Below are 22,050 nucleotides of genomic sequence, written 5' to 3' on the forward strand. Positions count from 1 at the left end.
CGCTACGGGCGACTCAACTCGTTATCCACAGGCGTTACCCGCAGCACGCGAAAACCCTTCTGGCTGGCGTGGCGGGCCACCGCCCAGCCCTGCGCGACGAGCCATTCGGCCAGCGAGTCCGCGCCGAGGTGCCGGCCCACGACCAGCCACGCCACCCCGTCGGGGGCCAGCCGGGGCAGCCATCGCGACAGCAGCTCGTGCAGGTCGGACTTGCCGACCCGGATGGGCGGGTTCGACCAGATCTCCGCGAAGCGCACGCCCTCGGGCACGCTGTCGGGCGTACCTGTGATGACGTTCAGGCCCCGCGCGTTCTGCCGGGCCAAGGCGAGCGCCCGCTCGTTGACGTCGACCGCGTAGATGGTCGCGCGGGGCGCCACGGTGGCCAGGACGACCGCGATGGGCCCGTACCCGCAGCCGAGGTCCAGAAAGGCGCCGTCGGCCTCCCCGTCGGGCAGCTCCGCCTTGCGCAGCAGCACGCCCGTACCCGGGTCCAGCCGGTCCGCCGAGAACACCCCGCCCGCCGCCGCGAGCTGGAAATCGTGCCCCGCGACGGAGAACCGCACCTCGCCCGCCCGGGCCGGCGCGGTCGGCTCGGCGGTGAAGTAATGCTCAGCGGCCATGGGCGCCATTCTTCACCAGCCCCTCGTTCGGGCCACCGACGCCAGGCCCCCAGGGGTCACACGGTTGGGTAACCTGAGCGCCATGACGTACCGGTACGGTCCGCCGGCGGACGATCGGCCCGCGCGCCGACGAGCCGCTGACGACGGCGACGCCGACACGTCACGGCCTGCCCCCGCGGGCGACGGGCCGAGCGCCTGGGAACTCACCCGCGGCGCGGGCCCCGCGCGAAGTGACCGGGACCGTCCCGGGACCGACGGCCGCCGCACGGGTGGCCGGGGCACCGGCGGCGGTCAGGTGGCCGGGCGGCCGGTGGAATCGCCCGGGCAGCCACGCATCTCGCAGACCCCGCCCGGTCCGCCGTCCACCGTGCCGAGCTGGCTGACTCAGGCCAGCGGCCCGCCGGCCGGCCCACGCAGCGCCCGCGGCGACTCGCTGTCGACCCGCTTCATCCCGACCGTCCGCAAGGTCCCGCAGCCGCCCCCGCCAGCCGGGTTCACGCCCCAGGCGCCCACCTCCGGGCCCGGGGCGGCCAGCGCGCCGCTCTCGGCCCCGCCGGCACGACCGCACTCGGGACCACCCGCACCGCCCCACTCGGGACCGCCCGCACCGCCCCGGTCCGGACCACCCGCACCGCCCCGATCGGGACCACCCGCACCGCCCCGATCGGGACCACCCGCACCGCCGCGATCGGGACCACCCGCACCGCCGCGATCGGGACAGCCCGCGCCGCCGCGCGGCATCACCCCGCCGCCCCACTCGGGCGCGCCGGCCGCGGGCGGCGCCCGGCCACGCTCCGGGCCGCCCGACAACGGCACCTCGCCGCCCACCGCCGCACCACACTCCGCCGCACCACCCTCCGGTGCCCCCACCTCCGGGGCCGCCCGGCCGCGCTCGGGGCCGCCCGCGCCCGCGCCGCGTTCGGGTCCGCCGGCGGCGCCGCGGTCCGGTCCGCCCGGGCTGCCGGCCACCACATCGGATCCGACAGTGACCGGCGTGCTGGCGACCGGCCGGCTGGCGGCGAGCGCCGCGGCCGCCGACGCGCGCCGGGCGGCGACCGGCCCGCGGACACCCGGCGAGGCCCCGTCCGTCCTGCGCGTCCAGGCCAAGCAGCTCGGCATCGGCTCCGAGATGCTCAACGGCGTGGTGCCCGAGCGGCTGCTGAAGGCGGCCCCGCATCACCGGCGCTGGGTGGTCAGCGTCGCCGCCGTGGCCGTCGTGACCGTCATCGCCGTGTGTGGGGTGAGCCTGCGCACGATGTTCCTGGACGCGCAGCAGGACACCCGCAAGACCGCGGTTCCGCCGACCAGCGCGCCGCCCACCCGCGACATCAGCGACCGCAAGGTCGACCCGAAGGCCATGACCGTGGCCGACGTCTTCCCCAGCAAACAGATCGAGATCGGCCCAGGCGTGCCGAACTACGCGATGATCGGCAACGCGCAGGTGCTCAAGGACTGTCGGGCGGGCGCGACCGGCGAACTCGGCAAGATGCTGCGCAGCCTGGGCTGCAATCAGCTGATCCGGGCGACCGCGCGCACCGAGGACAAGAACTACCTGGTCACGTTCGGCGTGTTCAACCTCAAGGACGACGTCGCGGCCCGGCAGGCCCACGAAGAGATCAAGACCTATGTCGACCAGGGCAAGGGCCGGTTCACCGGATACATCTCGACGTCGGCCACGAAGGTGCTCGGCCGGGCACCGACCCAGCTCGCCTGGGACGCCGACGGCCACTTCCTGGTGTACTGCGTGATCGCCCGCTCGGACGGCAAGGAGTTCACGAAGAACGACCCGTACCCCAGGGTGATCATCTACGACACGGTCGAGACGTACCTGCGCGACAAGGTGATCGCCAACTGGGCGCTCGACAAGGACGCGATGGCGAGCGCCGCCCCGACACCGTCCCCGCCCGCCTCCGGCGGCTGACCCACCTACGGGTCTGCGCGGACCGGGCCCGACGCTGCCTACGTCCCCGGCGGGGGTACCGGGTCGCGTCGGCGGCGGGTCAGCTCCGCCTGAGCCGCCAGGTCCGCGTCGGACGGATAGGCCACCTCGACCAGGGTGAGCCCGTGCGGGGGCGCCACCATCACCTCGTCGGCACGCTCCCGCCGCGCCAGCAGCGCCGCGGGCCAGGCGGGCTCGCGCCGGCCCTCCCCCACGGCCAGCAGGGCGCCGACCAGACTGCGGACCATGGCCTGGCAGAACGCGTCCGCCTGCACGGTCGCCACGAGGATGCCGTCAGGCTCGCGGCGCCACGCGAAGCGGGTCAGCGTGCGGACCGTGGTCGCGTGCTCCTTGCGCTTGCAGAAGGCCGCGAAGTCGTGATGCCCGGTCAGTCCGTCGGCGGCCGCGGTCAGCCGGTCCAGGTCGAGCGGGCGGGGCCAGGCGAGGGTGTCGCGGTGGCGCAGCGGCGGGGCGCCCCACGGGGCGTCGCTCACCCGGTACTCGTACCGGCGGTACAGCGCCGAGAACCGCGCGTCGAACCCCTCGGGCGCCTCACCCGCCGCGTACACCCGGACGTCCGCAGGCAGCAGGCCCGAAAGCCGGGGTACGAGCGAGGCGCCCACGCGGGCCCACCCGGCGGCCGGCACCTCCACGTGGCAGACCTGCCCCGTGGCGTGCACACCGGCGTCCGTACGGCCGGCGACCGTGAGGCCCTCGACGCCCCGGAGGACCCGGTCGAGCGTGTCGGTCAGGACGCCCGCGACCGTACGCCGGCCCGGCTGGGCGGCCCACCCCGAGAAGTCCGTGCCGTCGTAGCTGACGCGGAGCAGAAGTCGAACGTGAGACGGGTCCGACCCCCCGGTGAGGGGAGTCGGACCCGTCGCGCTTGCGCTGATCGGTCAGGCCTTGTCGTCGGCGCCCTCGGCGGGCTCCTCCGGACCCTTGGCGGCCGCGGCACCGGAGTCGGTGTCGGCGTCGACCGGGGTCTCGTCGGTGTCACCGGCGAGCGCGGCGACGGCCTCCTGCTTGGTCGCCTTGCGGGCGGCGGCCTTCTTGGCCGGCGCCGGGGCAGCCACCTGCAGCTCCTCGACCAGCTCGATGATCGCCATCGGGGCAGCGTCACCCTTGCGCACGCCGGCCTTGATGATGCGGGTGTAGCCACCCGGCCGGTTGGTGTAACGCGGCGCGATCTCGTCGAAGAGCGTGTAGACCACGTCCTTGTCGTGGATCACGGTGAGCACCCGACGACGCGAGTGCAGGTCACCGCGCTTGGCCTTGGTGATCAGCTGCTCGGCCAGCGGACGCAGGCGCTTCGCCTTCGTCTCCGTCGTGGTGATCTTGCCGTGCTTGAACAGCGACGTGGCCAGGTTCGCCAGCATCAGCCGCTCGTGCGCGGGCGAGCCGCCGAGGCGGGGACCCTTGGTCGGCGTGGGCATCGGTGGTGCTCCTTCGTCGTTTTGGTAAGGACTACAGCTGCTCGGTCTCGCGGTAGTCCTCGCCGTCGTAATCGACGTCGGCGAAGGTGTCCACGACGTGAGCGGGGTCGAAGACCGGCGCCGAGTCCTTGAGACCCAGGCCCATGCCGGCCAGCTTCATCTTGACCTCGTCGATCGACTTCTGCCCGAAATTCCTTATATCGAGCAGGTCCGCCTCCGTGCGGCCGATCAGCTCGCCAACCGAGTTGATCCCCTCGCGCTTGAGGCAGTTGTACGACCGGACGGTGAGGTCCAGCTCCTCGATCGGCAGCGCCAGGTCGGCAGCGAGCTGCGCGTCCTGCGGCGACGGGCCGATGTCGATGCCCTCGGCGGTCTCGTCCAGCTCGCGGGCGAGCCCGAACAGCTCGACGAGGGTGGAGCCGGCGCTGGCCAGCGCCGTGCGCGGCGAGATCGACGGCTTGGTCTCGACGTCGAGGACCAGGCGGTCGAAGTCGGTGCGCTGCTCGACACGGGTCGCCTCGACCCGGTACGTCACCTTGAGCACCGGCGAGTAGATCGAGTCGACCGGGATGCGGCCGATCTCCTGGCCCTGCTGCTTGTTCTGCGCGGCGCTGACGTAGCCGCGGCCGCGCTCGACCGTGAGCTCCATGTCGACCCGGCCCTTGCCGTTGAGCGTGGCGAGCTTGAGGTCGGCGTTGTGCACCTGGACGCCCGACGGAGGCTGGATGTCGCCCGCGGTGATGTCACCGGGGCCCTGCTTGCGCAGGTACATCGAGACCGGCTCGTCGTGCTCCGAGGAGACGCAGAGGTCCTTGACGTTCATGACCAGCTCGACCACGTCCTCCTTGACACCGGGGATCGTGGTGAACTCGTGCAGCACGCCGTCGATCTTGATGCTGGTGACGGCGGCGCCCGGGATCGAGCTCAGCAGGGTGCGGCGCAGGGAGTTGCCCAGCGTGTACCCGAAGCCGGGCTCCAGCGGCTCGATGGTGAACCGGGAGCGGGTCTCGTTGATCGACTCCTCGGTGAGGGTCGGTCGCTGCGAGATGAGCACTTCTGTTTCTCTTTTCTGTCGGGGCGACCGCTATATGACGCCCGTCGGAGAGTGTGTCCGCCCCGCCCGGCGGACCGGGCGGGGCGGATCGAGCCCTACTTGGAGTAGAGCTCGACGATCAGCTGCTCCTGGACCTGCGTGTCGATGACCTGCCGGCTCGGGAGCGTGTGAATGAGGATCTTCAACTGGCTGGGGACGGCCTCCAGCCAGGCCGGAACGGTCCGGCTGCCGGCCTCGGCGCGGGCCACGATGAACGGGGTCAGCTCCGCCGACTTCTCGCGCACCTGCACGATGTCGTGCTCGGTGACGCGGAACGACGGGATGTCGACCTTCTTGCCGTTCACCGTGAAGTGACCGTGCTTGACCAGCTGGCGGGCCATGTCGCGGGACTTGGCGTAGCCGGCCCGGTAGACCACGTTGTCGAGGCGCGACTCAAGGATCTTGAGCAGCTCCTCACCGGTCTTGCCGGAGCGCCGGTTGGCCTCCTCGTAGTACGTGCGGAACTGCTTCTCCAGCACACCGTAGATGCGGCGGGCCTTCTGCTTCTCACGCAGCTGCAGCAGGTACTCGGTGTCCTTCGAGCGACCACGGCCGTGCTGGCCGGGCGGGAAGGGGCGCGACTCGAAGGGGCACTTCGGACCATCGCACTTGCTGCCCTTGAGGAACAGCTTCATCTTCTCGCGCCGGCAGCGGCGGCAGTCGGCACCTGTGTAACGAGCCATTGTCTATATCTCCCCTGGCCTCAGACCCGACGACGCTTCGGCGGACGGCACCCGTTGTGCGGCTGCGGCGTCACGTCGGCGATCGCGCCGACCTCGAGGCCGGCGGCCGTCAACGAACGGATGGCGGTCTCGCGGCCCGAGCCCGGGCCCTTCACGAAGACGTCGACCTTGCGCATGCCGTGCTCCATCGCGCGACGAGCGGCGGCCTCGGCGGCCAGCTGCGCGGCGAACGGGGTCGACTTGCGCGAGCCCTTGAAACCCACCTGGCCGGCGGACGCCCACGAGATCACCGCACCGGTCGGGTCCGTGATGGACACGATGGTGTTGTTGAAGGTGCTCTTGATGTGCGCCTGCCCGTGGGAGACGTTCTTGCGTTCCTTGCGGCGGACCTTCTTGACGGCCGCGCCCGTGCGTGCCTTAGGCGGCATAAGTCTCTGCGCTCCTCAGTCTTACTTCTTGCCGGGCTTCTTCTTGCCGGCCACCGTGCGCTTGGGACCCTTGCGGGTACGCGCGTTGGTCCGGGTGCGCTGACCGCGCACGGGCAGGCCACGGCGGTGGCGGATGCCCTCGTAGCAGCCGATCTCGACCTTGCGCCGGATGTCCGCGGCGACCTCGCGGCGCAGGTCACCCTCGACCTTGAAGTTGCCCTCGATGTAGTCGCGCAGCTGCACGACTTCCTCGTCGGTCAGGTCTTTGGCTCGCTTGCTCGGGTCGATGCCGGTGGCGGCGAGCGTCTCCGCCGCGCGGGTGCGGCCGATCCCGAAGATATAGGTGAGCGCGATCTCCATCCGCTTCTCGCGGGGGAGGTCAACGCCGACTAGACGTGCCATGTGTGGGCGTACTCCTTGAATGTGCCCTTCGGAGGTCTGTGCCCGCTCCGTCCCCGGGTCTGTTCTCGGGGCCCCGGCCTCCGGGCCGAGGGTAAGCACGCGAATACGCCCTGACGGGCGGCTGCTCGCGGCTGGAACGAGCCTTGCAGTTGTGACAGCGCGGGGTAGCTGGCAAGCCTTCCGGAGGACTGCTCTTCTCCGGAGGAAGGTCTGCGACCTTCCAGCTCAGCCCTGGCGCTGCTTGTGGCGCGGGTCGTCACAAATGATCATGACCCGGCCGTGGCGCCGGATGACCCGGCACTTGTTGCAGATCTTCTTAACGCTCGGCTTGACCTTCACGGTTCGCCTTACTTCGTGTGAACGGACACTGACCGACCCGTTACTTGTATCGGTAGACGATCCGCCCGCGGGTGAGGTCGTACGGCGAAAGCTCGACGACAACCCTGTCCTCGGGCAGGATGCGGATGTAGTGCTGACGCATCTTGCCGCTGATGTGAGCCAAGACCTTGTGGCCATTGGAGAGCTCCACCCGGAACATGGCGTTCGGGAGTGGCTCAATAACTCGGCCCTCGATCTCGATGGCCCCGTCCTTCTTCGGCATATCCTCCGCTACCTGACGTCGGGTCTGCTGCTTCGACGGCGCTCTGCCGCCGGCACACCACGTCCAGTTCGCGAATCACGAGAGGGTCGTCATCCGCGCCAGCCGCGGCTCCGGCAGTCGCCGCCGAGAAGCGCTAGGCGGGCATGCCGGAGTGGACGCTGTGCGCCATTAGGCAGTGTACGCGCCGGAACAGATCCACAGCAAACCGGCCCCCTCGGCACCCGAGGTCGGGCGCGTCACACCCGGTAGGGGATCAGGCGCGGGCCCGGGCGGAGGCCAGCTCGCCCAGGCGGGAGACGCCGCCGTCCTCGGCGGTGAGCACCCAGGCCCCGTCCTCCAGGAGGGCGACCGTGTGCTCGGTGTGCGCGGCGCGGGAGCCGTCCTGCGTCACGACGGTCCAGCCGTCGGACAGTTCCACCGTACGCGGCGAACCCAGCGTGATCATGGGCTCGATGGCGAGGACGAGTCCCGGTACGAGCTTGGGGCCCTTGCCGGGGCGGCCGTGGTTGAGCACATGGGGGTCCTGGTGCATCTCCGTGCCGATGCCGTGGCCGCCGTACCCGTCGACGATCCCGAAGCGCCCGCCGCCGCGGACGGCGACCTCGACCGCGTGGGAGATGTCCGTGAGCTTGCCGCCCTTGCGGACACCCTTGGCGGCGGCCGCGATGCCGGCCCACAACGAGTCCTCGCAGACCCGCGCGAGCCTCGTCAACTCCGGCGCGATCTCGCCGACGCCCACGGTGATCGCCGAGTCGCCGTGCCAGCCGTCGAGGATGGCGCCGCAGTCGACGGAGATCAGGTCACCCTCGTGCAGCACCTGGCCCGCGCTGGGGATGGCGTGCACGACCTGGCTGTTGACGGAGGCGCAGATCGTCGCCGGGTAGCCGTGGTAGCCCAGGAACGACGGGACCGCGCCGGCGTCCCGGATGACCCGGGCGGCGATGGCGTCGAGGTCGGCGGTCGACACGCCGGGCGCGATGGCCTCGCGAATGGCGGCGAGGGCCGACGCGACGACCAGACCGGCCGCGCGCATCTTGTCGATCTGCGCTGGGGTTTTGTACTGAATATCCATAGCTCGTCGGAACACGCGGGGCGTCAGCCTCCGTAGGACCGCAGGGCGTCGATGGCACGGACGGTGACATCCTCAACCGGGCCGGTGGCGTCGATCCCCACCAGCTTGCCCTGGGCCCCGTAGTAGTCGATCAATGGCGCGGTGTCGCGCCGGTACACCCGCAGGCGCTCCTCGATGACCTCGACCTTGTCGTCGTCGCGCTGGTAGAGCTCGCCGCCGCACCGGTCGCACACGCCGTCGTGACTCGGCGGGTCGAACTCCACGTGCCAGGTCTTCTGGCAGCCCCGGCACTGCCGGCGGCCGGCGATGCGGCGCACGACCTCGTCCTCGTCCACGATGAGTTCGAGCACCAGGTCGAGCGAGTCGCCGAGATCGGCCAGCAGCTTGTCCAGCGCGGCGGCCTGCGGGACCGTGCGGGGGAACCCGTCGAGCAGGAAACCGTCGGCGGCGTCCGCCTCGCCCAGCCGCTCGCGGACCATGTTGATCGTGACCTCGTCCGGCACGAGCTGCCCCGCGTCCATGTACCGCTTGGCCTCCACGCCGAGCGGCGTGCCCTCGGACACGTTCGCGCGGAAGATGTCACCCGTGGAGATCTTGGGCACGGACAGATGGGCGGCGATGAACTCCGCCTGCGTTCCCTTGCCCGCGCCCGGCGGGCCGACCAGGACCAACCGCACTAGCGCAGGAACCCTTCGTAGTTACGCTGCATGAGCTGGCTCTCGATCTGCTTGACCGTCTCCAGACCCACACCAACGATGATCAGCACGGCGGTGCCACCGAACGGGAAGTTCTGCTTGGCCCCGCCCGCGAGCCCGATGAACAGGTTCGGCAGAACAGAGATGATGCCAAGATACAGGGCGCCCGGCAGGGTGATGCGGCTGAGGATGAAGTCCAGGTACTCCGCGGTCGGCTTGCCCGGTCGGATGCCCGGGACGAACCCGCCGTACTTCTTCATGTTGTCCGCGACCTCGGTCGGGTTGAACGTGATCCCGACGTAGAAGTACGTGAAGAAGATGATCAGCAGGAAGTACAGCGAGATGTTGACCCAGCTGCTCGGGTTGACCACGTAGTTGTTGATGATCTTGTAGACCTGGCTCGGGTTCTCCGCGTCCATGAAGCCCAGCGCCAGCTGCGGGAGGTAGAGCAGCGACGAGGCGAAGATGACGGGGATGACACCGGCCTGGTTGACCTTGAGCGGGATGTACGTGGACGTGCCGCCGTACATGCGCCGCCCGATCATCCGCTTCGCGTACTGCACCGGGACCCGGCGCTGCGCCTGCTCGATCCAGACGACACCGGTGATGACCACGATGCCGATGGCGAGGACCGCGAAGAAGTTGTACGGGCTCTTCTGCCAGATCTGGATGCCCTCCGTGGGGAGGCGGGCCGCGATCGAGGTGAAGATCAGGACGGACATGCCGTTGCCGACGCCCCGGTCGGTGATGAGCTCGCCCAGCCACATGACCACGCCGGTGCCAGCGGTCATCGTGATCACCAGAGTGACCAACGTGAGCGGCATGCCGAGCTTGGTCTCGGGGATGATCGTGGTGTCCGGGGTGTTGCAGAGGTTGCTGAACAGCTGGCCGGAGCGGGCGAGCGCGACGAACGCCGAGGCCTGCAGCACGGCGAGGCCGAGCGTCAGGTACCGGGTGTACTGCGTGATCTTCGCCTGGCCGGACTGGCCCTCCTTCTTGAGCTGCTCAAGCCGCGGGATGACCACGGTGAGGAGCTGAAGGATGATGCTCGCGGTGATGTAGGGCATGATGCCCAGCGCGAAAACGGACAGCTGCAGCAGCGCGCCGCCGGAGAAGAGGTTCAGGAGGGTGAACACGCCGTTGCTGGTGTCGGCACCCTGAACGATGTCGATGCACTTCTGCACGTGGCTGTACGAGACGCCCGGGCTCGGCATCGTCGCACCCAGCCGGTAGACCGCGATGATCGCTACTGTGAATAGCAGCTTCTTGCGCAGGTCAGGCGTGCGGAACGCACTGAGAAAGGCGGAGAGCAACTTCTTCCTCCTGCGCAACAACCGCCGTCTATTCGGACGCGGCGGGGGACGGGACCTTCGGGAGTGCCCGGCCAGGAACCCGGACGGGCAGGGAGTGCGAACGCCGACTTTAACAGCCCGGCTGAGATTCAGTTAGGCGGGTAGTGACTTCGCTGGATGGATGACCGCCCGGGGGGACGCCACCAGCAGCGATGCCGGCCGCGGCGCCCATCATGCCATGCATGCCGATGGGCGCCACGACCTGCGGTGCCTGTACCTACAGCTCCGTGGTGGAGCCGCCGGCGGCGGCGATCTTGTCCTTGGCCGACGCGCTGAAAGCGTGCGCCGAAACCTGGAACTTCACACCGCCGAGGTCGCCGGTGCCCAGCACCTTGACCGGCTGGCCCTTGCGGACCGCGCCGGCCTCCACCAGCTCCACCGGACCGACCTGGCCGCCCTGCGGGAACAGCTCGGCGAGGCGGTCCAGGTTGACGACCTGGAAGACGACCTTGTTGTTGTTCTTGAAGCCCTTCATCTTCGGCAGGCGCATGTGGATGGGCATCTGCCCACCCTCGAACGCGGCCGAGATGTTCTTACGGGCCTTCGAGCCCTTGGTGCCGCGGCCCGCGGTCTTGCCCTTGGAGCCCTCACCGCGACCCACGCGGGTCTTCGCGGTCTTGGCGCCCGGGGCCGGACGCAGGTGGTGAACCTTGATCGTCATTACTCAACCTCCTCGACCTGCACGAGGTGGCTGACCTTGAAGATCATGCCCCGAATCTCGGGACGGTCCTCCTTCACCACCACGTCGTTGATCCGCTTGAGGCCCAGCGAACGCAGCGACTCGCGCTGGTTGTGCTTGGCACCGATGTCGGACCGAACCTGGGTGACCTTCAGACGCGCCATCACGCACCCACTCCCGCACGCGCCTGCAGCATGCGCGTCGGCGCCACGTCCTCGACCGGCAGGCCACGGCGCGCGGCCACCGCCTCCGGGGACTCGAGGGCCTTCAGGGCCGCCACGGTCGCGTGCACGATGTTGATCGGGTTGGAGGAGCCGAGGCTCTTCGAGAGCACGTCGTGGATGCCCGCGCACTCCAGCACGGCGCGCACCGGGCCGCCGGCGATGACGCCCGTACCGGCCGAGGCCGGCTTGAGCAGCACGACGCCGGCCGCGTCCTCGCCCTGCACGGGGTGCGGGATGGAGGAAGCGATGCGGGGCACCTTGAAGAAGTGCTTCTTGGCCTCCTCGACACCCTTGGCGATCGCCGCGGGCACCTCCTTGGCCTTGCCGTAGCCGACGCCGACGGTGCCGTCGCCGTCGCCCACCACGACGAGCGCGGTGAAGCTGAAGCGGCGACCGCCCTTGACGACCTTGGCGACACGGTTGATGGTGACGACCCGCTCAAGGTGCGGGGTCTTCTCCGCCATGTCGCGGCCGCCCCGGCCGCCGTCGCGACCGCCCCGGCCGCCGCGGCCCTCGCGGCCACCGCCCTCGGAACCGCCGCTGTTGTTACCGGACCCGGAGCCCCGGCGCTGTGGACCTGGCATATCTGTCCACTCCTTCCTAGAACTCGAGTCCGGCTTCGCGCGCGGCGTCGGCGAGCGAGGCGATGCGCCCCGCGTACCGGTTGCCACCGCGGTCGAAGACCACCTTGGTGATGCCAGCGGCCTTGGCGCGCTCGGCGACGAGCGCACCAACCTTGGCCGCGAGCGCCTTCTTGTCGCCGTCGCCACCCCGGATCGAGGTGTCGAGGGTCGACGCGGAGGCCAGCGTGTGGCCCTTGGTGTCGTCGACAACCTGGGCCGTGATGTGCCGCAGCGAACGGGTGACCACCAGGCGCGGACGCTCGGCGGAACCGCTGATGTTCTTGCGCACCCGGAAGTGGCGCCGCGCCCGCCCGACGGCGCGCTTGGCGGCCACGCCGCTGCGACGCTTGAGCAGAGTCGCGCTCACTTCTTACCTGCCTTTCCAGCCTTGCGGCGGATGACCTCGCCCTGGTACTTCACGCCCTTGCCCTTGTACGGCTCCGGCGGGCGGATCTTGCGGATGTTGGCGGCTACCTCGCCGACCAGCTGCTTGTCGATCCCGCTCACGTGGAACAGCGTGGGCCGCTCCACCGCGAACGTGATGCCAGCTGGCGGGGTCACCAGGACCGGGTGCGAGAAGCCGAGGGCGAACTCGAGGTCCGAGCCCTTGGCCTGCACGCGGTAACCGGTACCCGCGATCTCCAGCGACTTGCGGTAGCCCTCGGTCACGCCGACCACCATGTTGGCGACCAGCGTGCGGCTGAGGCCGTGCAGCTCCTTGGCCCGGCGCTCGTCGTTGGGGCGGCTCACGTACAGCTGGCCGTCCTCACCACGCTCCGCCGTGATCGGCTCGGCCAGCTCGTGGCTGAGCTCGCCCTTGGGGCCCTTGACCTTGATCGTCTGGCCGTCGATGGAGACCTCGACATTCGAGGGCACCGTGATCGGCTTACGTCCAATTCGCGACATTGTTACAAGCCTCGCTTACCAGACCCAGGCGAGGACTTCCCCGCCCACGTTCCGCTTGCGGGCCTGCCGGTCGGTCAACAGTCCCTGGGAGGTCGAGATGATGGCGATGCCGAGGCCACCGAGCACCCGCGGCATCTCCTGGGAACGGGCGTAGACCCGCAGGCCGGGCTTGGACACGCGGCGGATGCCGGCAAGGCTGCGCTCGCGGTTCGGGCCGTACTTCAGCTCGACCACGAGGGTCTTGCCGACCTTGCCCTCCTCAGGCTCCTGCACGTCCCAGGTCGACACGTAGCCCTCAGCCTTGAGGACCTCGGCGATGTTCGCCTTGATCTTCGAGTAGGGCATGGCGACCTTGTCGTGGTACGCCTGGTTGGCGTTCCGCAGACGGGTCAACATGTCTGCGATCGGGTCAGTCATTGTCATGGTTGGTCAAAACCCTTCTCGCTGCGGTTCCCGCTCGGGGCCTGCAGCGAAGACTCATTACCAGGAGGCCTTGGACACGCCGGGGAGTTCGCCACGGTGGGCCATCTCCCGGATGCAGATCCGGCAGAGGCCGAACTTGCGGTAGACCGACTTGGGCCGGCCGCACCGCTGGCACCGGGTGTAGGCGCGCACCGAGAACTTCGGCTTCGCGGCGGCCTTGAGGATCAGCGCCTTCTTCGCCATCTCAGTTCTCCTTGAACGGGAAGCCCAGGCGCTTGAGCAGCGCCCGACCCTCGTCGTCGGTCTGTGCGGTCGTCACGATCGTGATGTCCATGCCCCGGACCCGGTCGATGCGGTCCTGGTCGATCTCGTGGAACACCGACTGCTCGGTCAGGCCGAACGTGTAGTTGCCGTGCCCGTCGAGCTTGCGCCCGTCGAGGCCGCGGAAGTCGCGGATACGCGGCAGCGCGATCGACAGCAGCCGGTCCAGGAACTCCCACATCCGGTCGCCGCGCAGCGTCACCTTGGCGCCGATCGGCATACCCTCGCGCAGCTTGAACTGCGCGATGGACTTGGTCGCGCGGCGCACCTGCGGCTTCTGTCCCGTGATCGCGGCGAGGTCCTTGACCGCGCCGTCGATCAGCTTGGAGTCCTTGGCGGCGTCGCCGACACCCATGTTCACGACGATCTTCACGAGACCCGGGACCTGCATCGGGTTCGCGTACGAGAACTCCTCGCGCAGGGCGGAGGCGATCTCGTCGCGGTAGCGGGTCTTGAGCCGCGGGGTGATCTTCTCAGTGGTAGCGGTCGTCATCACAGGTCCTTACCGGTACGGCGAGCGACGCGCACCTTCTGGCCATCGTCCCCCACGCGGTAGCCGACGCGGGTCGGCTGGCCGTCGGAGTCGACCACCATCACGTTGGAGACGTGGATCGGCGCCTCCTGGGTGACGATGCCGCCGGTCTTGGCGCCGCGCTGGGTGGTGCTCACGCGCGTGTGCTTCTTGACGCGGTTCACGCCCTCGACAAGGACCTTGTCCTGACGCGGGTAGGCCGCGATGACCTTGCCCTTGGCGCCCTTGTCCTTGCCGGCGATGACGATGACCGTGTCGCCCTTCTTGACCTTCACGGTCACAACACCTCCGGTGCGAGGGAGATGATCTTCATGAACCGCTTGTCACGCAGCTCCCGGCCGACCGGCCCGAAGATGCGGGTGCCCCGGGGGTCACCGCCGTCCTTGATGATCACCGCCGCGTTCTCGTCGAAGCGGATGTACGACCCGTCGGGACGCCGCCGCTCCTTGGTGGTGCGCACGACGACGGCCTTGACGACGTCGCCCTTCTTGACACCGGCGCCCGGGATGGCGTCCTTGACGGTCGCCACGATGACGTCGCCGATGCCGGCGTAGCGCCGACCCGAGCCGCCGAGCACCCGGATGCACAGAATCTCCCGCGCACCCGTGTTGTCGGCGACCCGCAGTCGCGACTCCTGCTGAATCACGTCTCTCTCCTATGTCTGCCAGTTCTCGCACCGGAAACCGGCGGAGCTTGGCGGAACCTCCGCCCGGACGGAACCGGGCGATTGCCGGACGGCCTGCGCTACTTGGCCTTCTCGAGGATCTCCACGACCCGCCAGCGCTTCGTGGCCGACAGCGGCCGGGTCTCCATGAGCAGCACCCGGTCGCCGATGCCGCACGCGTTCTGCTCGTCGTGCGCCTTCAGCTTGCTGGTGCGCCGCAGGACCTTGCCGTAGAGCGAGTGCTTGACCCGGTCCTCGACGGCGACCACCACGGTCTTGTCCATCTTGTCGCTCACCACGAGGCCTTCGCGGACCTTGCGGCTGCCGCGCACCGTGGTCTCGGTGTTCTCGCTCATGACGCTGTCACCTCAGTCGGCGCGGCCGAGAGCCCAAGCTCGCGCTCACGCATGATCGTGTAGATACGGGCAATCTCGCGACGGACAACCTGCAGACGCCGGTTGTTGTCCAGCTGCCCGGTGGCCGACTGCACGCGGAGGTTGAACAGCTCAGCCTTGGCCTCGCGCAGCTTCGTGACCAGCTCCTCCTCGGAGAGCTCACGCAGCTCGGCGGCCACGGTACCCGCTGCCATCAGACCTCACCCACTTCGCGCTTGACGATGCGGCACTTCATCGGGAGCTTGTGGATCGCGCGTCGCATCGCCTCTCGCGCGATCGTCTCGTTCGGGAACGACATCTCGAACAGGACCCGGCCCGGCTTGATGTTGGCCACCCACCACTCGGGCGAGCCCTTACCGGAACCCATCCGGGTCTCGGCGGGCTTCTTGGTCAGCGAGCGGTCCGGGAAGACCGTGATCCAGACCTTGCCGCCACGCTTGATGTGGCGGGTCATGGCGATACGGGCCGACTCGATCTGACGGTTGGTCACGTACGCCGGCTCCAGGGCCTGGATGCCGAACTCGCCGAAGACCACCCGGTTGCCACCCTTGGACGCGCCGTGGCGGTCCGGGTGGTGCGGCTTGCGGAAGCCGTTCGGGGGCTTACGGGGCATCAACATGGATCAGCCCTCCTGCGCTGATGTCGTCTCGGCCGGGGCGACAGCCTCGGTCGGGGCGGCCGACGGCGCCTCAGCGCCCTCGCTCGTGGGGGTGCCGGCGAGCTCCGCGGCGGCCGCGCGGCCAGCCTCGGTGCCGCCCGCCGTCGTGCCGGAGCTACCGGAACGGCGGCCGCGCGGGCGCTCGGGCCGGTCGGCCCGGTCGCGGCGCGGACGGGCGCCGGGCGCCTCGGCCGGGGCCTCACGGCCCGGGACGGCGTCGCCCTTGTAGATCCAGACCTTCACGCCGATGCGGCCGAAGGTCGTACGGGCCTCGAAGAAGCCGTACTCGATGTTGGCGCGCAGCGTGTGCAGCGGCACGCGACCCTCGCGGTAGAACTCCGTGCGGCTCATCTCAGCGCCGCCGAGGCGGCCCGAGACCTGCACCCGGATGCCCTTGACCACGGGGTTCTTCATGGCGGACTGCATCGCCTTGCGCATGGCACGGCGGAAGCTGACCCGGCTGGAGAGCTGCTCGGCTACGCCCTGGGCGACCAGCTGCGCGTCCGACTCGGAGTTCTTGACCTCGAGGATGTTCAGCTGGACCTGCTTGCCGGTCAGCTTCTCGAGCTCGCCGCGGATGCGCTCGGCCTCCGCACCCTTGCGGCCGATGACGATGCCCGGCCGGGCGGTGTGGATGTCGATGCGGACCCGGTCGCGGGTGCGCTCGATGTCGACCTTCGAGATGCCGGCGCGCTCAAGCCCGCGGGACATCATCTTGCGGATCTTGACGTCCTCCGCGATGTAGTCCTTGTAGAGCTTGTCGGCGTACCAGCGGGACTTCCAGTCGGTGCTGATGCCGAGCCGGAACCCAATCGGGTGAACCTTCTGACCCATTACTCGGTCTCCTTCTCGGCGTCCGCGCCCGCGTTGGACTCGGCAGCCTCGGTGTCAGCCGCCTCCGGGGCGGCCTTCTTCGCGGCCTTGTTGTTCGGCGCGGCCTCGGCGGCCGGAGCCTCAGCGGCCTCGGTCGTCTCCGGCTCGGCGGCCGTCTCCGGGGTGGCCTTGACGGGGGCGGCCTTGGCGGCGGCGGCCCGACCGGGAACGGTCAGCCCGCGGCGGTCGCCGGCGACCACGCTCTCCACGGCGATGGTGATGTGGCACGTCCGCTTGCGGATCCGGTACGCCCGGCCCTGCGCGCGCGGCCGGAACCGCTTCAGCGTCGGGCCCTCGTCCACGTACGCCTCGCTGACGAGCAGGGCGTCGGGGTCGAGGCGCTCGTTGTTCTCCGCGTTGGCGATCGCGCTCGCGAGCACCTTGTAGACCTGCTCGCTGGCGGCCTGCGGCGCGAACTTCAGCACCGTGAGCGCCTCCTTCGCGGGCAGACCGCGGACGAGGTTGACCACGCGGCGCGCCTTCATCGGCGAGATGCGCACGTGCCGCGCAACTGCGCGTGCGCCCGGAAGCGCTGCGGCGTCGCTCTTCGTTGGCATCGGGTGTCCCTTAATCCTCTGTCGTCCTGCGGCGCCTTAGCGGCGGCGGCTCTTCCGGTCGTCCTTCTCGTGACCCTTGAACGTGCGGGTCAGCGCGAACTCGCCGAGCTTGTGCCCGACCATCGCCTCGGTCACGAAGACCGGGACGTGCTTGCGCCCGTCGTGGACGGCGATGGTGTGACCGAGCATCTCGGGGATGATCGTCGACCGGCGCGACCAGGTCTTGATGACGTTCTTGCTGTTCTTCTCGTTCTGGACTTCCACCTTCTTGAGCAGGTGGTCGTCGATGAACGGGCCCTTCTTCAGGCTGCGAGGCATCTTCTATCTCCCTCAGCCGCGCTTACGCGTCGCGTAGCGCCGGCGGACGATCAGGCGGTCGCTCGGCTGGCCCTTGCGGCGGGTGCGGCCCTCGGGCTTGCCCTTCGGGTTCACCGGGTGGCGACCGCCGGAGGTCTTGCCCTCGCCACCGCCGTGCGGGTGGTCGATCGGGTTCATCGCGACACCACGGACGGTCGGGCGCTTGCCCTTCCACCGCATACGGCCGGCCTTGCCCCAGTTGATGTTGGACTGGTCGGCGTTGCCGATCTCGCCGATCGTCGCGCGGCACTGGACCAGCACGCGCCGGATCTCACCCGAGGGCAGACGCAGCGTGGCGTAGTCACCCTCGCGGCCGAGCAGCTGGATGCCGGACCCGGCCGAGCGGGCCATCTTGGCGCCGCCGCCCGGACGCAGCTCCACGGCGTGCACCGTGGTGCCGACCGGGATGTTGCGCAGCGGGAGGTTGTTGCCCGGCTTGATGTCGGCGCCGACGCCCGACTCGATGCGGTCGCCCTGCTTGATGTCCTTCGGCGCGAGGATGTAGCGCTTCTCGCCGTCGGCGTAGTGCAGCAGCGCGATGCGCGCGGTGCGGTTGGGGTCGTACTCGATGTGCGCGACCTTGGCCGGCACGCCGTCCTTGTCGACCCGCTTGAAGTCGATCAGACGGTACTGGCGCTTGTGCCCGCCGCCCTGGTGGCGCGTGGTCACCCGGCCGTGCGCGTTGCGCCCGCCCTTGCTGTGCAGCGGAACCAGCAGCGACTTCTCAGGCGTCGATCGGGTGATCTCCGCGAAGTCGCTGACGCTGGAGCCACGGCGGCCCGGCGTCGTCGGCTTGTACTTACGGATAGCCATTGTCTATTCCCCTTAGCCGACCGGGCCGCCGAAGGCCTCGATGCGGTCACCGTCGGCGAGCTTCACGATCGCCCGCTTCACGTCCTTGCGCTTGCCCCAGCCGGTACGGGTCCGCTTGCGCTTGCCCTGCCGGTTCAGCGTGTTCACGCTCAGCACCCGGACATCGAAGATCTGCTGGATCGCGATCTTGATCTCCGTCTTGTTGGCGTCCGGGTGAACCAGGAACGTGTACCAGTTCTTGTTGAGCTCGCTGTAGCTCTTCTCCGAGATCACCGGCGCCACGATGATGTCGCGCGGGTCCGCAACGGTGCTCACTTGCCACCCTCCTCAGCAGCCGCGGGGACCCCGAGGAACTCGTCGAGCGCCGCCGCGGTGAAGACGACCTGGTCGGAGACAAGGACGTCGTACGTGTTGAGCTGGTCCGCCGAGAGCAGGTGCACGGTCGGCACGTTGCGCAGCGAGAGCCAGTTGACCTCGTCCTCGCGGCTGAGCACCGCGAGCACGCGACCCTCAGCGGCAACCGCGCCCAGGGTGGCCAGCGCCGCCTTGGTCTTCGGCGTCTCGCCGTCGACGAAGGTGGAGACCACGTGCACGCGACCGTCGCGGGCCCGGTCGGACAGGGCGCCACGCAGGGCGGCGGCCTTCATCTTCTTGGGGGTCCGCTGGCTGTAGTCGCGCGGCACCGGGCCGTGGACGACGCCACCGCCGGTGAACTGCGGCGCGCGGATCGAGCCCTGGCGGGCACGACCGGTGCCCTTCTGCTTGTAGGGCTTCTTGCCGCCGCCGGCGACCTCACCGCGGGTCTTCACCTTGTGCGTACCCTGGCGGGCCGCGGCCAGCTGGGCCACGACCACCTGGTGCATCAGCGGGATGTTCGCCTGAACGTCAAAGATGTCGGCGGGCAGCTCGACCGAGCCGACCTTGCCACCATCGGTGCCGAGAACGTCAACCGTGGTCACTTGGCACCACCCTTCTTCGCCTCCGTCTTGGCGGCGGTCCGGACGAGCACCAGCGCGCCCTTGGGGCCGGGGATGGCGCCGCGGACGAGGATCAGGTTGTTCTCCGGGTCGACCGCCTGGATCTGCAGGTTCTGCACGGTGAAGCGCTCGCCACCCATGCGACCGGCCATCCGCACGCCCTTGAAGACGCGACCCGGGGTCGCGCAGGCGCCGATCGAGCCGGGCGAGCGGTGCTTGCGCTCGACACCGTGGCTGGCGCGCAGGCCGTGGAAGCCGTGCCGCTTCATGACACCGGCGAAGCCCTTGCCCTTGGTCTTGCCGGTCACGTCGATCGAGGTGCCGGCGGCGAAGTCAGCCGCCGTGACCTCCTGGCCGAGCGTGTACTCGCCGGCGTCGGTCGTGCGCAGCTCGACGATGTGCCGGCGCGGGGCGACGCCCGCCTTGGCGTAGTGGCCGGCCTTCGGCTTGTTCACCTTCCGCGGGTTGACCGCGCCGTAGGCGAGCTGGACCGCCGCGTAGCCGTCCTTGTCCGGGGTGCGCACCTGCGTGACAACGCACGGCCCGGCGAGCACCACCGTCACGGGGACGACCTTGTTGTTGTCCCAGACCTGGGTCATGCCGAGCTTGGCGCCCAGGATGCCCTTCACTTGCCTGTCCATTCCAGCCCAGTCCCTACAGCTTGATCTCGATGTCGACGCCAGCCGGAAGGTCGAGACGCATGAGCGAGTCGACCGTCTTCGGCGTCGGGTCGATGATGTCGATCAGACGCTTGTGAGTGCGCATCTCGAAGTGCTCGCGCGAGTCCTTGTACTTGTGCGGCGAGCGGATGACGCAGTAACGGTTGATCTCCGTGGGCAGCGGCACCGGCCCCGCGACCTGAGCACCCGTGCGCGTCACGGTCTCGACGATCTTCCGCGCCGAGGAGTCGACCACCTCGTGGTCGTAGGCCTTGAGCCGGATGCGGATCTTCTGTCCCGCCATGGTGGCTTCGTTTCCTTCTCTACCCCACGGGGGCCATGCCCCCGTGCGCCCCTGGTGGGGCACCGGAACCGGACGTGTGTCCGGCGCTGCACTCGCCGCACACGAGGCCCGCGAGCCTCATGTCTTCCGACCCCCGCGGTCGGGCGTGTCGCGGCCGCGGGCCAGGCTCCGCCCCGAAGGGCAGCTGTGGGTCCTGATGTCCCGTGGGCGCCACACGCCCACCCGTAGTGGGGAGCGGAGGTGTCCGTCTCGCCCGCGGGGACAACCCGGGACACGGCCACCTGCGAGGACTTCGCGCACACAGGAGCGCGCGCCCTCGCGGACGCAACCTATTCATTATGCCGGAGTTGATGCGGCAATGTGAAATCGGGGTCGGCCAGACCACACTGATCGTGGCCCTGACCTCACCCGACCGGCTGGGCGCCCCGGAGTCGCCCCCGGGTCGCCCAGCCGTCGCGCGTACTACTTGAGGATCTTCGTGACCCGGCCGGCGCCGACGGTGCGGCCACCCTCGCGGATCGCGAACCGCAGACCGTCCTCCATGGCGATGGGCTGGATCAGCTTCACCGTCATGTCGGTGTTGTCGCCCGGCATGACCATCTCGGTGCCCTCGGGCAGCGTGACGACGCCGGTGACGTCCGTGGTACGGAAGTAGAACTGCGGGCGGTAGTTCTGGAAGAACGGGGTGTGGCGGCCGCCCTCCTCCTTGGAGAGGACGTACACCGTGGCCTCGAACTCCGTGTGCGGGGTCGTCGTGCCGGGCTTGATGACAACCATGCCCCGCTCGACGTCCTCGCGCTTGATGCCACGCAGCAGGAGGCCGACGTTCTCGCCAGCGCGAGCCTCGTCGAGCACCTTGCGGAACATCTCGATCGCGGTGCAGATCGTCTTCATCGACTTCTCCTTGATGCCGACGATCTCCACCTCCTCGTTCGGCTTGAGCACGCCACGCTCGGCGCGGCCCGTGACCACGGTGCCGCGGCCGGTGATCGTGAAGACGTCCTCGATCGGCATCAGGAACGGCTTGTCAACCTCGCGCTCCGGCTGCGGGATCGCGGTGTCGACAGCGTTCATGAGCTCCATGAGCGCGTCCGACCACTTCGGGTCGCCCTCGAGGGCCTTCAGCGCCGAGACCCGGACGACCGGCAGGTCGTCACCCGGGTACTCCTGCGCCGAGAGCAGCTCGCGGACCTCGAGCTCGACGAGCTCGAGGAGCTCCTCGTCGTCCACCATGTCGCTCTTGTTCAGGGCGACCACGATGTACGGCACGCCGACCTGACGGGCCAGCAGCACGTGCTCACGGGTCTGCGGCATCGGGCCGTCGGTCGCCGCGACCACCAGGATCGCGCCGTCCATCTGCGCGGCACCGGTGATCATGTTCTTGATGTAGTCGGCGTGACCCGGGCAGTCCACGTGCGCGTAGTGACGCGCCTCGGTCTGGTACTCGACGTGCGCGATCGAGATCGTGATGCCGCGGGCCTTCTCCTCCGGCGCCTTGTCGATCTCGTCGAACGGCGTGTACGGGTTCACGTCCGGGTACCGGTCGTGAAGCACCTTCGTGATGGCCGCGGTCAGCGTCGTCTTCCCGTGGTCAATGTGACCAATGGTGCCGATGTTGACGTGCGGCTTAGTCCGCTCGAACTTCGCCTTCGCCACTGGTGTCCTCCTGTGACTGTCCTGTGCGGTGGATCCGCACGAGACGTTGGTTCTTCTGTCGACTGTGGGTCCTACGGCCTTACGGCCTCAGGCCCGGTGCTTCTGCAG

35 protein-coding genes and 1 pseudogene are annotated in these 22,050 nt (G+C 69.3%); 1 reads left to right on the plus strand and 35 read right to left on the minus strand.

All coding sequences use genetic code 11. The features are described from left to right. Positions 1–2: 2 nt before the first annotated feature. A complete protein-coding gene (locus ABD191_RS08580; RefSeq protein ID WP_344078716.1) occupies positions 3–620 on the minus strand; it encodes a class I SAM-dependent methyltransferase in 618 nt (205 codons plus the stop codon). A 384-nt stretch (positions 621–1,004) separates the two neighbouring features. Then, a complete protein-coding gene (locus ABD191_RS08585) occupies positions 1,005–1,589 on the minus strand; it encodes a hypothetical protein (RefSeq protein ID WP_344078718.1) in 585 nt (194 codons plus the stop codon). A gap of 16 nt (positions 1,590–1,605) precedes the next feature. Here ABD191_RS08585 and ABD191_RS08590 point away from each other — a divergent pair, with 16 nt between their 5' ends. Then, the gene (locus ABD191_RS08590; protein WP_344078720.1) at positions 1,606–2,541 is read left to right on the plus strand and encodes a hypothetical protein; all 936 of its coding nucleotides are present in this window, start codon (positions 1,606–1,608) and stop codon (positions 2,539–2,541) included. A 38-nt stretch (positions 2,542–2,579) separates the two neighbouring features. Here the strand turns inward: ABD191_RS08590 and truA are convergent, their stop codons facing one another. The 33 genes and pseudogenes from truA to tuf all read right to left on the minus strand — a co-directional run bounded on the left by truA (position 2,580) and on the right by tuf (position 21,942). Continuing rightward, entirely contained in the window at positions 2,580–3,455 is an 876-nt protein-coding gene (truA, locus tag ABD191_RS08595) for a tRNA pseudouridine(38-40) synthase TruA (protein ID WP_344078818.1), read from the minus strand. Between the two features lie 3 nt (positions 3,456–3,458). Beyond that, positions 3,459–3,995: a 50S ribosomal protein L17 gene (gene rplQ, locus ABD191_RS08600; RefSeq protein ID WP_344078721.1), complete on the minus strand. Its 537-nt coding sequence runs from the start codon at positions 3,993–3,995 to the stop codon at positions 3,459–3,461. A 31-nt stretch (positions 3,996–4,026) separates the two neighbouring features. Continuing rightward, complete coding sequence (locus ABD191_RS08605) at positions 4,027–5,049, minus strand: DNA-directed RNA polymerase subunit alpha (protein ID WP_344078723.1); 1,023 nt, start codon at positions 5,047–5,049, stop codon at positions 4,027–4,029. A 95-nt stretch (positions 5,050–5,144) separates the two neighbouring features. Then, complete coding sequence (gene rpsD, locus ABD191_RS08610; protein WP_344078725.1) at positions 5,145–5,771, minus strand: 30S ribosomal protein S4; 627 nt, start codon at positions 5,769–5,771, stop codon at positions 5,145–5,147. A 20-nt stretch (positions 5,772–5,791) separates the two neighbouring features. Further along, on the minus strand, positions 5,792–6,199 hold the full coding sequence (gene rpsK / locus ABD191_RS08615; protein ID WP_344078727.1) for a 30S ribosomal protein S11: 408 nt from the start codon (positions 6,197–6,199) through the stop codon (positions 5,792–5,794). 21 nt (positions 6,200–6,220) lie between these two features. Then, complete coding sequence (rpsM, locus tag ABD191_RS08620; RefSeq protein ID WP_344078728.1) at positions 6,221–6,601, minus strand: 30S ribosomal protein S13; 381 nt, start codon at positions 6,599–6,601, stop codon at positions 6,221–6,223. Between the two features lie 225 nt (positions 6,602–6,826). Next, positions 6,827–6,940 (minus strand): 50S ribosomal protein L36, encoded by a 114-nt coding sequence (rpmJ, locus tag ABD191_RS08625; protein ID WP_020520458.1) that lies wholly within the window; start codon positions 6,938–6,940, stop codon positions 6,827–6,829. A gap of 40 nt (positions 6,941–6,980) precedes the next feature. Next, positions 6,981–7,202, minus strand: coding sequence for a translation initiation factor IF-1 (gene infA, locus ABD191_RS08630; protein ID WP_344078731.1), 222 nt, complete (start codon positions 7,200–7,202; stop codon positions 6,981–6,983). A gap of 253 nt (positions 7,203–7,455) precedes the next feature. After that, on the minus strand, positions 7,456–8,274 hold the full coding sequence (map, locus tag ABD191_RS08635; protein WP_425560685.1) for a type I methionyl aminopeptidase: 819 nt from the start codon (positions 8,272–8,274) through the stop codon (positions 7,456–7,458). Positions 8,275–8,297: 23 nt separating this feature from the next. Next, positions 8,298–8,951 (minus strand): adenylate kinase, encoded by a 654-nt coding sequence (locus ABD191_RS08640; protein ID WP_344078734.1) that lies wholly within the window; start codon positions 8,949–8,951, stop codon positions 8,298–8,300. Beyond that, the gene (gene secY / locus ABD191_RS08645) at positions 8,951–10,282 is read right to left on the minus strand and encodes a preprotein translocase subunit SecY (RefSeq protein ID WP_344078736.1); all 1,332 of its coding nucleotides are present in this window, start codon (positions 10,280–10,282) and stop codon (positions 8,951–8,953) included. The genes ABD191_RS08640 and secY overlap by 1 nt, the downstream gene beginning before the upstream one ends. A gap of 256 nt (positions 10,283–10,538) precedes the next feature. Beyond that, the gene (gene rplO / locus ABD191_RS08650; protein WP_344078737.1) at positions 10,539–10,982 is read right to left on the minus strand and encodes a 50S ribosomal protein L15; all 444 of its coding nucleotides are present in this window, start codon (positions 10,980–10,982) and stop codon (positions 10,539–10,541) included. Further along, complete coding sequence (gene rpmD / locus ABD191_RS08655) at positions 10,982–11,164, minus strand: 50S ribosomal protein L30 (RefSeq protein ID WP_344078820.1); 183 nt, start codon at positions 11,162–11,164, stop codon at positions 10,982–10,984. Before rpmD ends, rplO begins: the two co-directional genes overlap by 1 nt. Next, positions 11,164–11,808: a 30S ribosomal protein S5 gene (gene rpsE, locus ABD191_RS08660; RefSeq protein ID WP_344078739.1), complete on the minus strand. Its 645-nt coding sequence runs from the start codon at positions 11,806–11,808 to the stop codon at positions 11,164–11,166. The genes rpmD and rpsE overlap by 1 nt, the downstream gene beginning before the upstream one ends. A gap of 16 nt (positions 11,809–11,824) precedes the next feature. Further along, positions 11,825–12,214 (minus strand): 50S ribosomal protein L18, encoded by a 390-nt coding sequence (gene rplR / locus ABD191_RS08665; RefSeq protein WP_425560686.1) that lies wholly within the window; start codon positions 12,212–12,214, stop codon positions 11,825–11,827. Continuing rightward, entirely contained in the window at positions 12,211–12,753 is a 543-nt protein-coding gene (gene rplF / locus ABD191_RS08670) for a 50S ribosomal protein L6 (RefSeq protein ID WP_344078741.1), read from the minus strand. The genes rplR and rplF overlap by 4 nt, the downstream gene beginning before the upstream one ends. A 15-nt stretch (positions 12,754–12,768) precedes the next feature. Then, on the minus strand, positions 12,769–13,176 hold the full coding sequence (rpsH, locus tag ABD191_RS08675) for a 30S ribosomal protein S8 (RefSeq protein ID WP_344078743.1): 408 nt from the start codon (positions 13,174–13,176) through the stop codon (positions 12,769–12,771). A 57-nt stretch (positions 13,177–13,233) separates the two neighbouring features. Then, positions 13,234–13,419 (minus strand): type Z 30S ribosomal protein S14, encoded by a 186-nt coding sequence (locus tag ABD191_RS08680; RefSeq protein WP_344078745.1) that lies wholly within the window; start codon positions 13,417–13,419, stop codon positions 13,234–13,236. A 1-nt stretch (position 13,420) separates the two neighbouring features. Next, positions 13,421–13,990: a 50S ribosomal protein L5 gene (gene rplE / locus ABD191_RS08685; RefSeq protein ID WP_344078747.1), complete on the minus strand. Its 570-nt coding sequence runs from the start codon at positions 13,988–13,990 to the stop codon at positions 13,421–13,423. Beyond that, positions 13,990–14,310 (minus strand): 50S ribosomal protein L24, encoded by a 321-nt coding sequence (rplX, locus tag ABD191_RS08690; RefSeq protein ID WP_344078749.1) that lies wholly within the window; start codon positions 14,308–14,310, stop codon positions 13,990–13,992. Before rplX ends, rplE begins: the two co-directional genes overlap by 1 nt. Further along, positions 14,307–14,675 carry a 50S ribosomal protein L14 gene (gene rplN / locus ABD191_RS08695; protein ID WP_344078751.1) on the minus strand — a complete coding sequence of 123 codons (369 nt, stop codon included), beginning with the start codon at positions 14,673–14,675 and terminating at the stop codon, positions 14,307–14,309. Before rplN ends, rplX begins: the two co-directional genes overlap by 4 nt. A gap of 98 nt (positions 14,676–14,773) precedes the next feature. Continuing rightward, on the minus strand, positions 14,774–15,049 hold the full coding sequence (gene rpsQ, locus ABD191_RS08700) for a 30S ribosomal protein S17 (protein WP_344078753.1): 276 nt from the start codon (positions 15,047–15,049) through the stop codon (positions 14,774–14,776). After that, positions 15,046–15,282 carry a 50S ribosomal protein L29 gene (gene rpmC, locus ABD191_RS08705; protein WP_344078755.1) on the minus strand — a complete coding sequence of 79 codons (237 nt, stop codon included), beginning with the start codon at positions 15,280–15,282 and terminating at the stop codon, positions 15,046–15,048. Before rpmC ends, rpsQ begins: the two co-directional genes overlap by 4 nt. Then, positions 15,282–15,707, minus strand: coding sequence for a 50S ribosomal protein L16 (rplP, locus tag ABD191_RS08710; RefSeq protein ID WP_344078757.1), 426 nt, complete (start codon positions 15,705–15,707; stop codon positions 15,282–15,284). Before rplP ends, rpmC begins: the two co-directional genes overlap by 1 nt. Before the next feature lie 3 nt (positions 15,708–15,710). Beyond that, complete coding sequence (rpsC, locus tag ABD191_RS08715; protein WP_344078759.1) at positions 15,711–16,580, minus strand: 30S ribosomal protein S3; 870 nt, start codon at positions 16,578–16,580, stop codon at positions 15,711–15,713. Positions 16,581–16,699: 119 nt separating this feature from the next. After that, positions 16,700–17,176: pseudogene (rplV, locus tag ABD191_RS08720) on the minus strand (50S ribosomal protein L22); the annotation flags it as partial. 36 nt (positions 17,177–17,212) lie between these two features. Further along, a complete protein-coding gene (rpsS, locus tag ABD191_RS08725; RefSeq protein ID WP_344078761.1) occupies positions 17,213–17,494 on the minus strand; it encodes a 30S ribosomal protein S19 in 282 nt (93 codons plus the stop codon). 12 nt (positions 17,495–17,506) lie between these two features. Continuing rightward, positions 17,507–18,346: a 50S ribosomal protein L2 gene (rplB, locus tag ABD191_RS08730; RefSeq protein WP_344078763.1), complete on the minus strand. Its 840-nt coding sequence runs from the start codon at positions 18,344–18,346 to the stop codon at positions 17,507–17,509. Positions 18,347–18,358: 12 nt separating this feature from the next. Then, positions 18,359–18,661 (minus strand): 50S ribosomal protein L23, encoded by a 303-nt coding sequence (gene rplW, locus ABD191_RS08735; RefSeq protein ID WP_344078765.1) that lies wholly within the window; start codon positions 18,659–18,661, stop codon positions 18,359–18,361. Next, positions 18,658–19,305, minus strand: coding sequence for a 50S ribosomal protein L4 (gene rplD / locus ABD191_RS08740; protein WP_344078767.1), 648 nt, complete (start codon positions 19,303–19,305; stop codon positions 18,658–18,660). Before rplD ends, rplW begins: the two co-directional genes overlap by 4 nt. Beyond that, on the minus strand, positions 19,302–19,964 hold the full coding sequence (gene rplC, locus ABD191_RS08745; protein ID WP_344078769.1) for a 50S ribosomal protein L3: 663 nt from the start codon (positions 19,962–19,964) through the stop codon (positions 19,302–19,304). Before rplC ends, rplD begins: the two co-directional genes overlap by 4 nt. A gap of 13 nt (positions 19,965–19,977) precedes the next feature. Further along, the gene (gene rpsJ / locus ABD191_RS08750) at positions 19,978–20,286 is read right to left on the minus strand and encodes a 30S ribosomal protein S10 (RefSeq protein WP_018347762.1); all 309 of its coding nucleotides are present in this window, start codon (positions 20,284–20,286) and stop codon (positions 19,978–19,980) included. A gap of 462 nt (positions 20,287–20,748) precedes the next feature. Then, entirely contained in the window at positions 20,749–21,942 is a 1,194-nt protein-coding gene (gene tuf / locus ABD191_RS08755) for an elongation factor Tu (protein WP_344078770.1), read from the minus strand. Positions 21,943–22,050: the final 108 nt, after the last annotated feature.

Origin of the sequence: Luedemannella helvata (genome assembly GCF_039528415.1) — a bacterium.
GTDB lineage: Bacteria > Actinomycetota > Actinomycetes > Mycobacteriales > Micromonosporaceae > Luedemannella > Luedemannella helvata.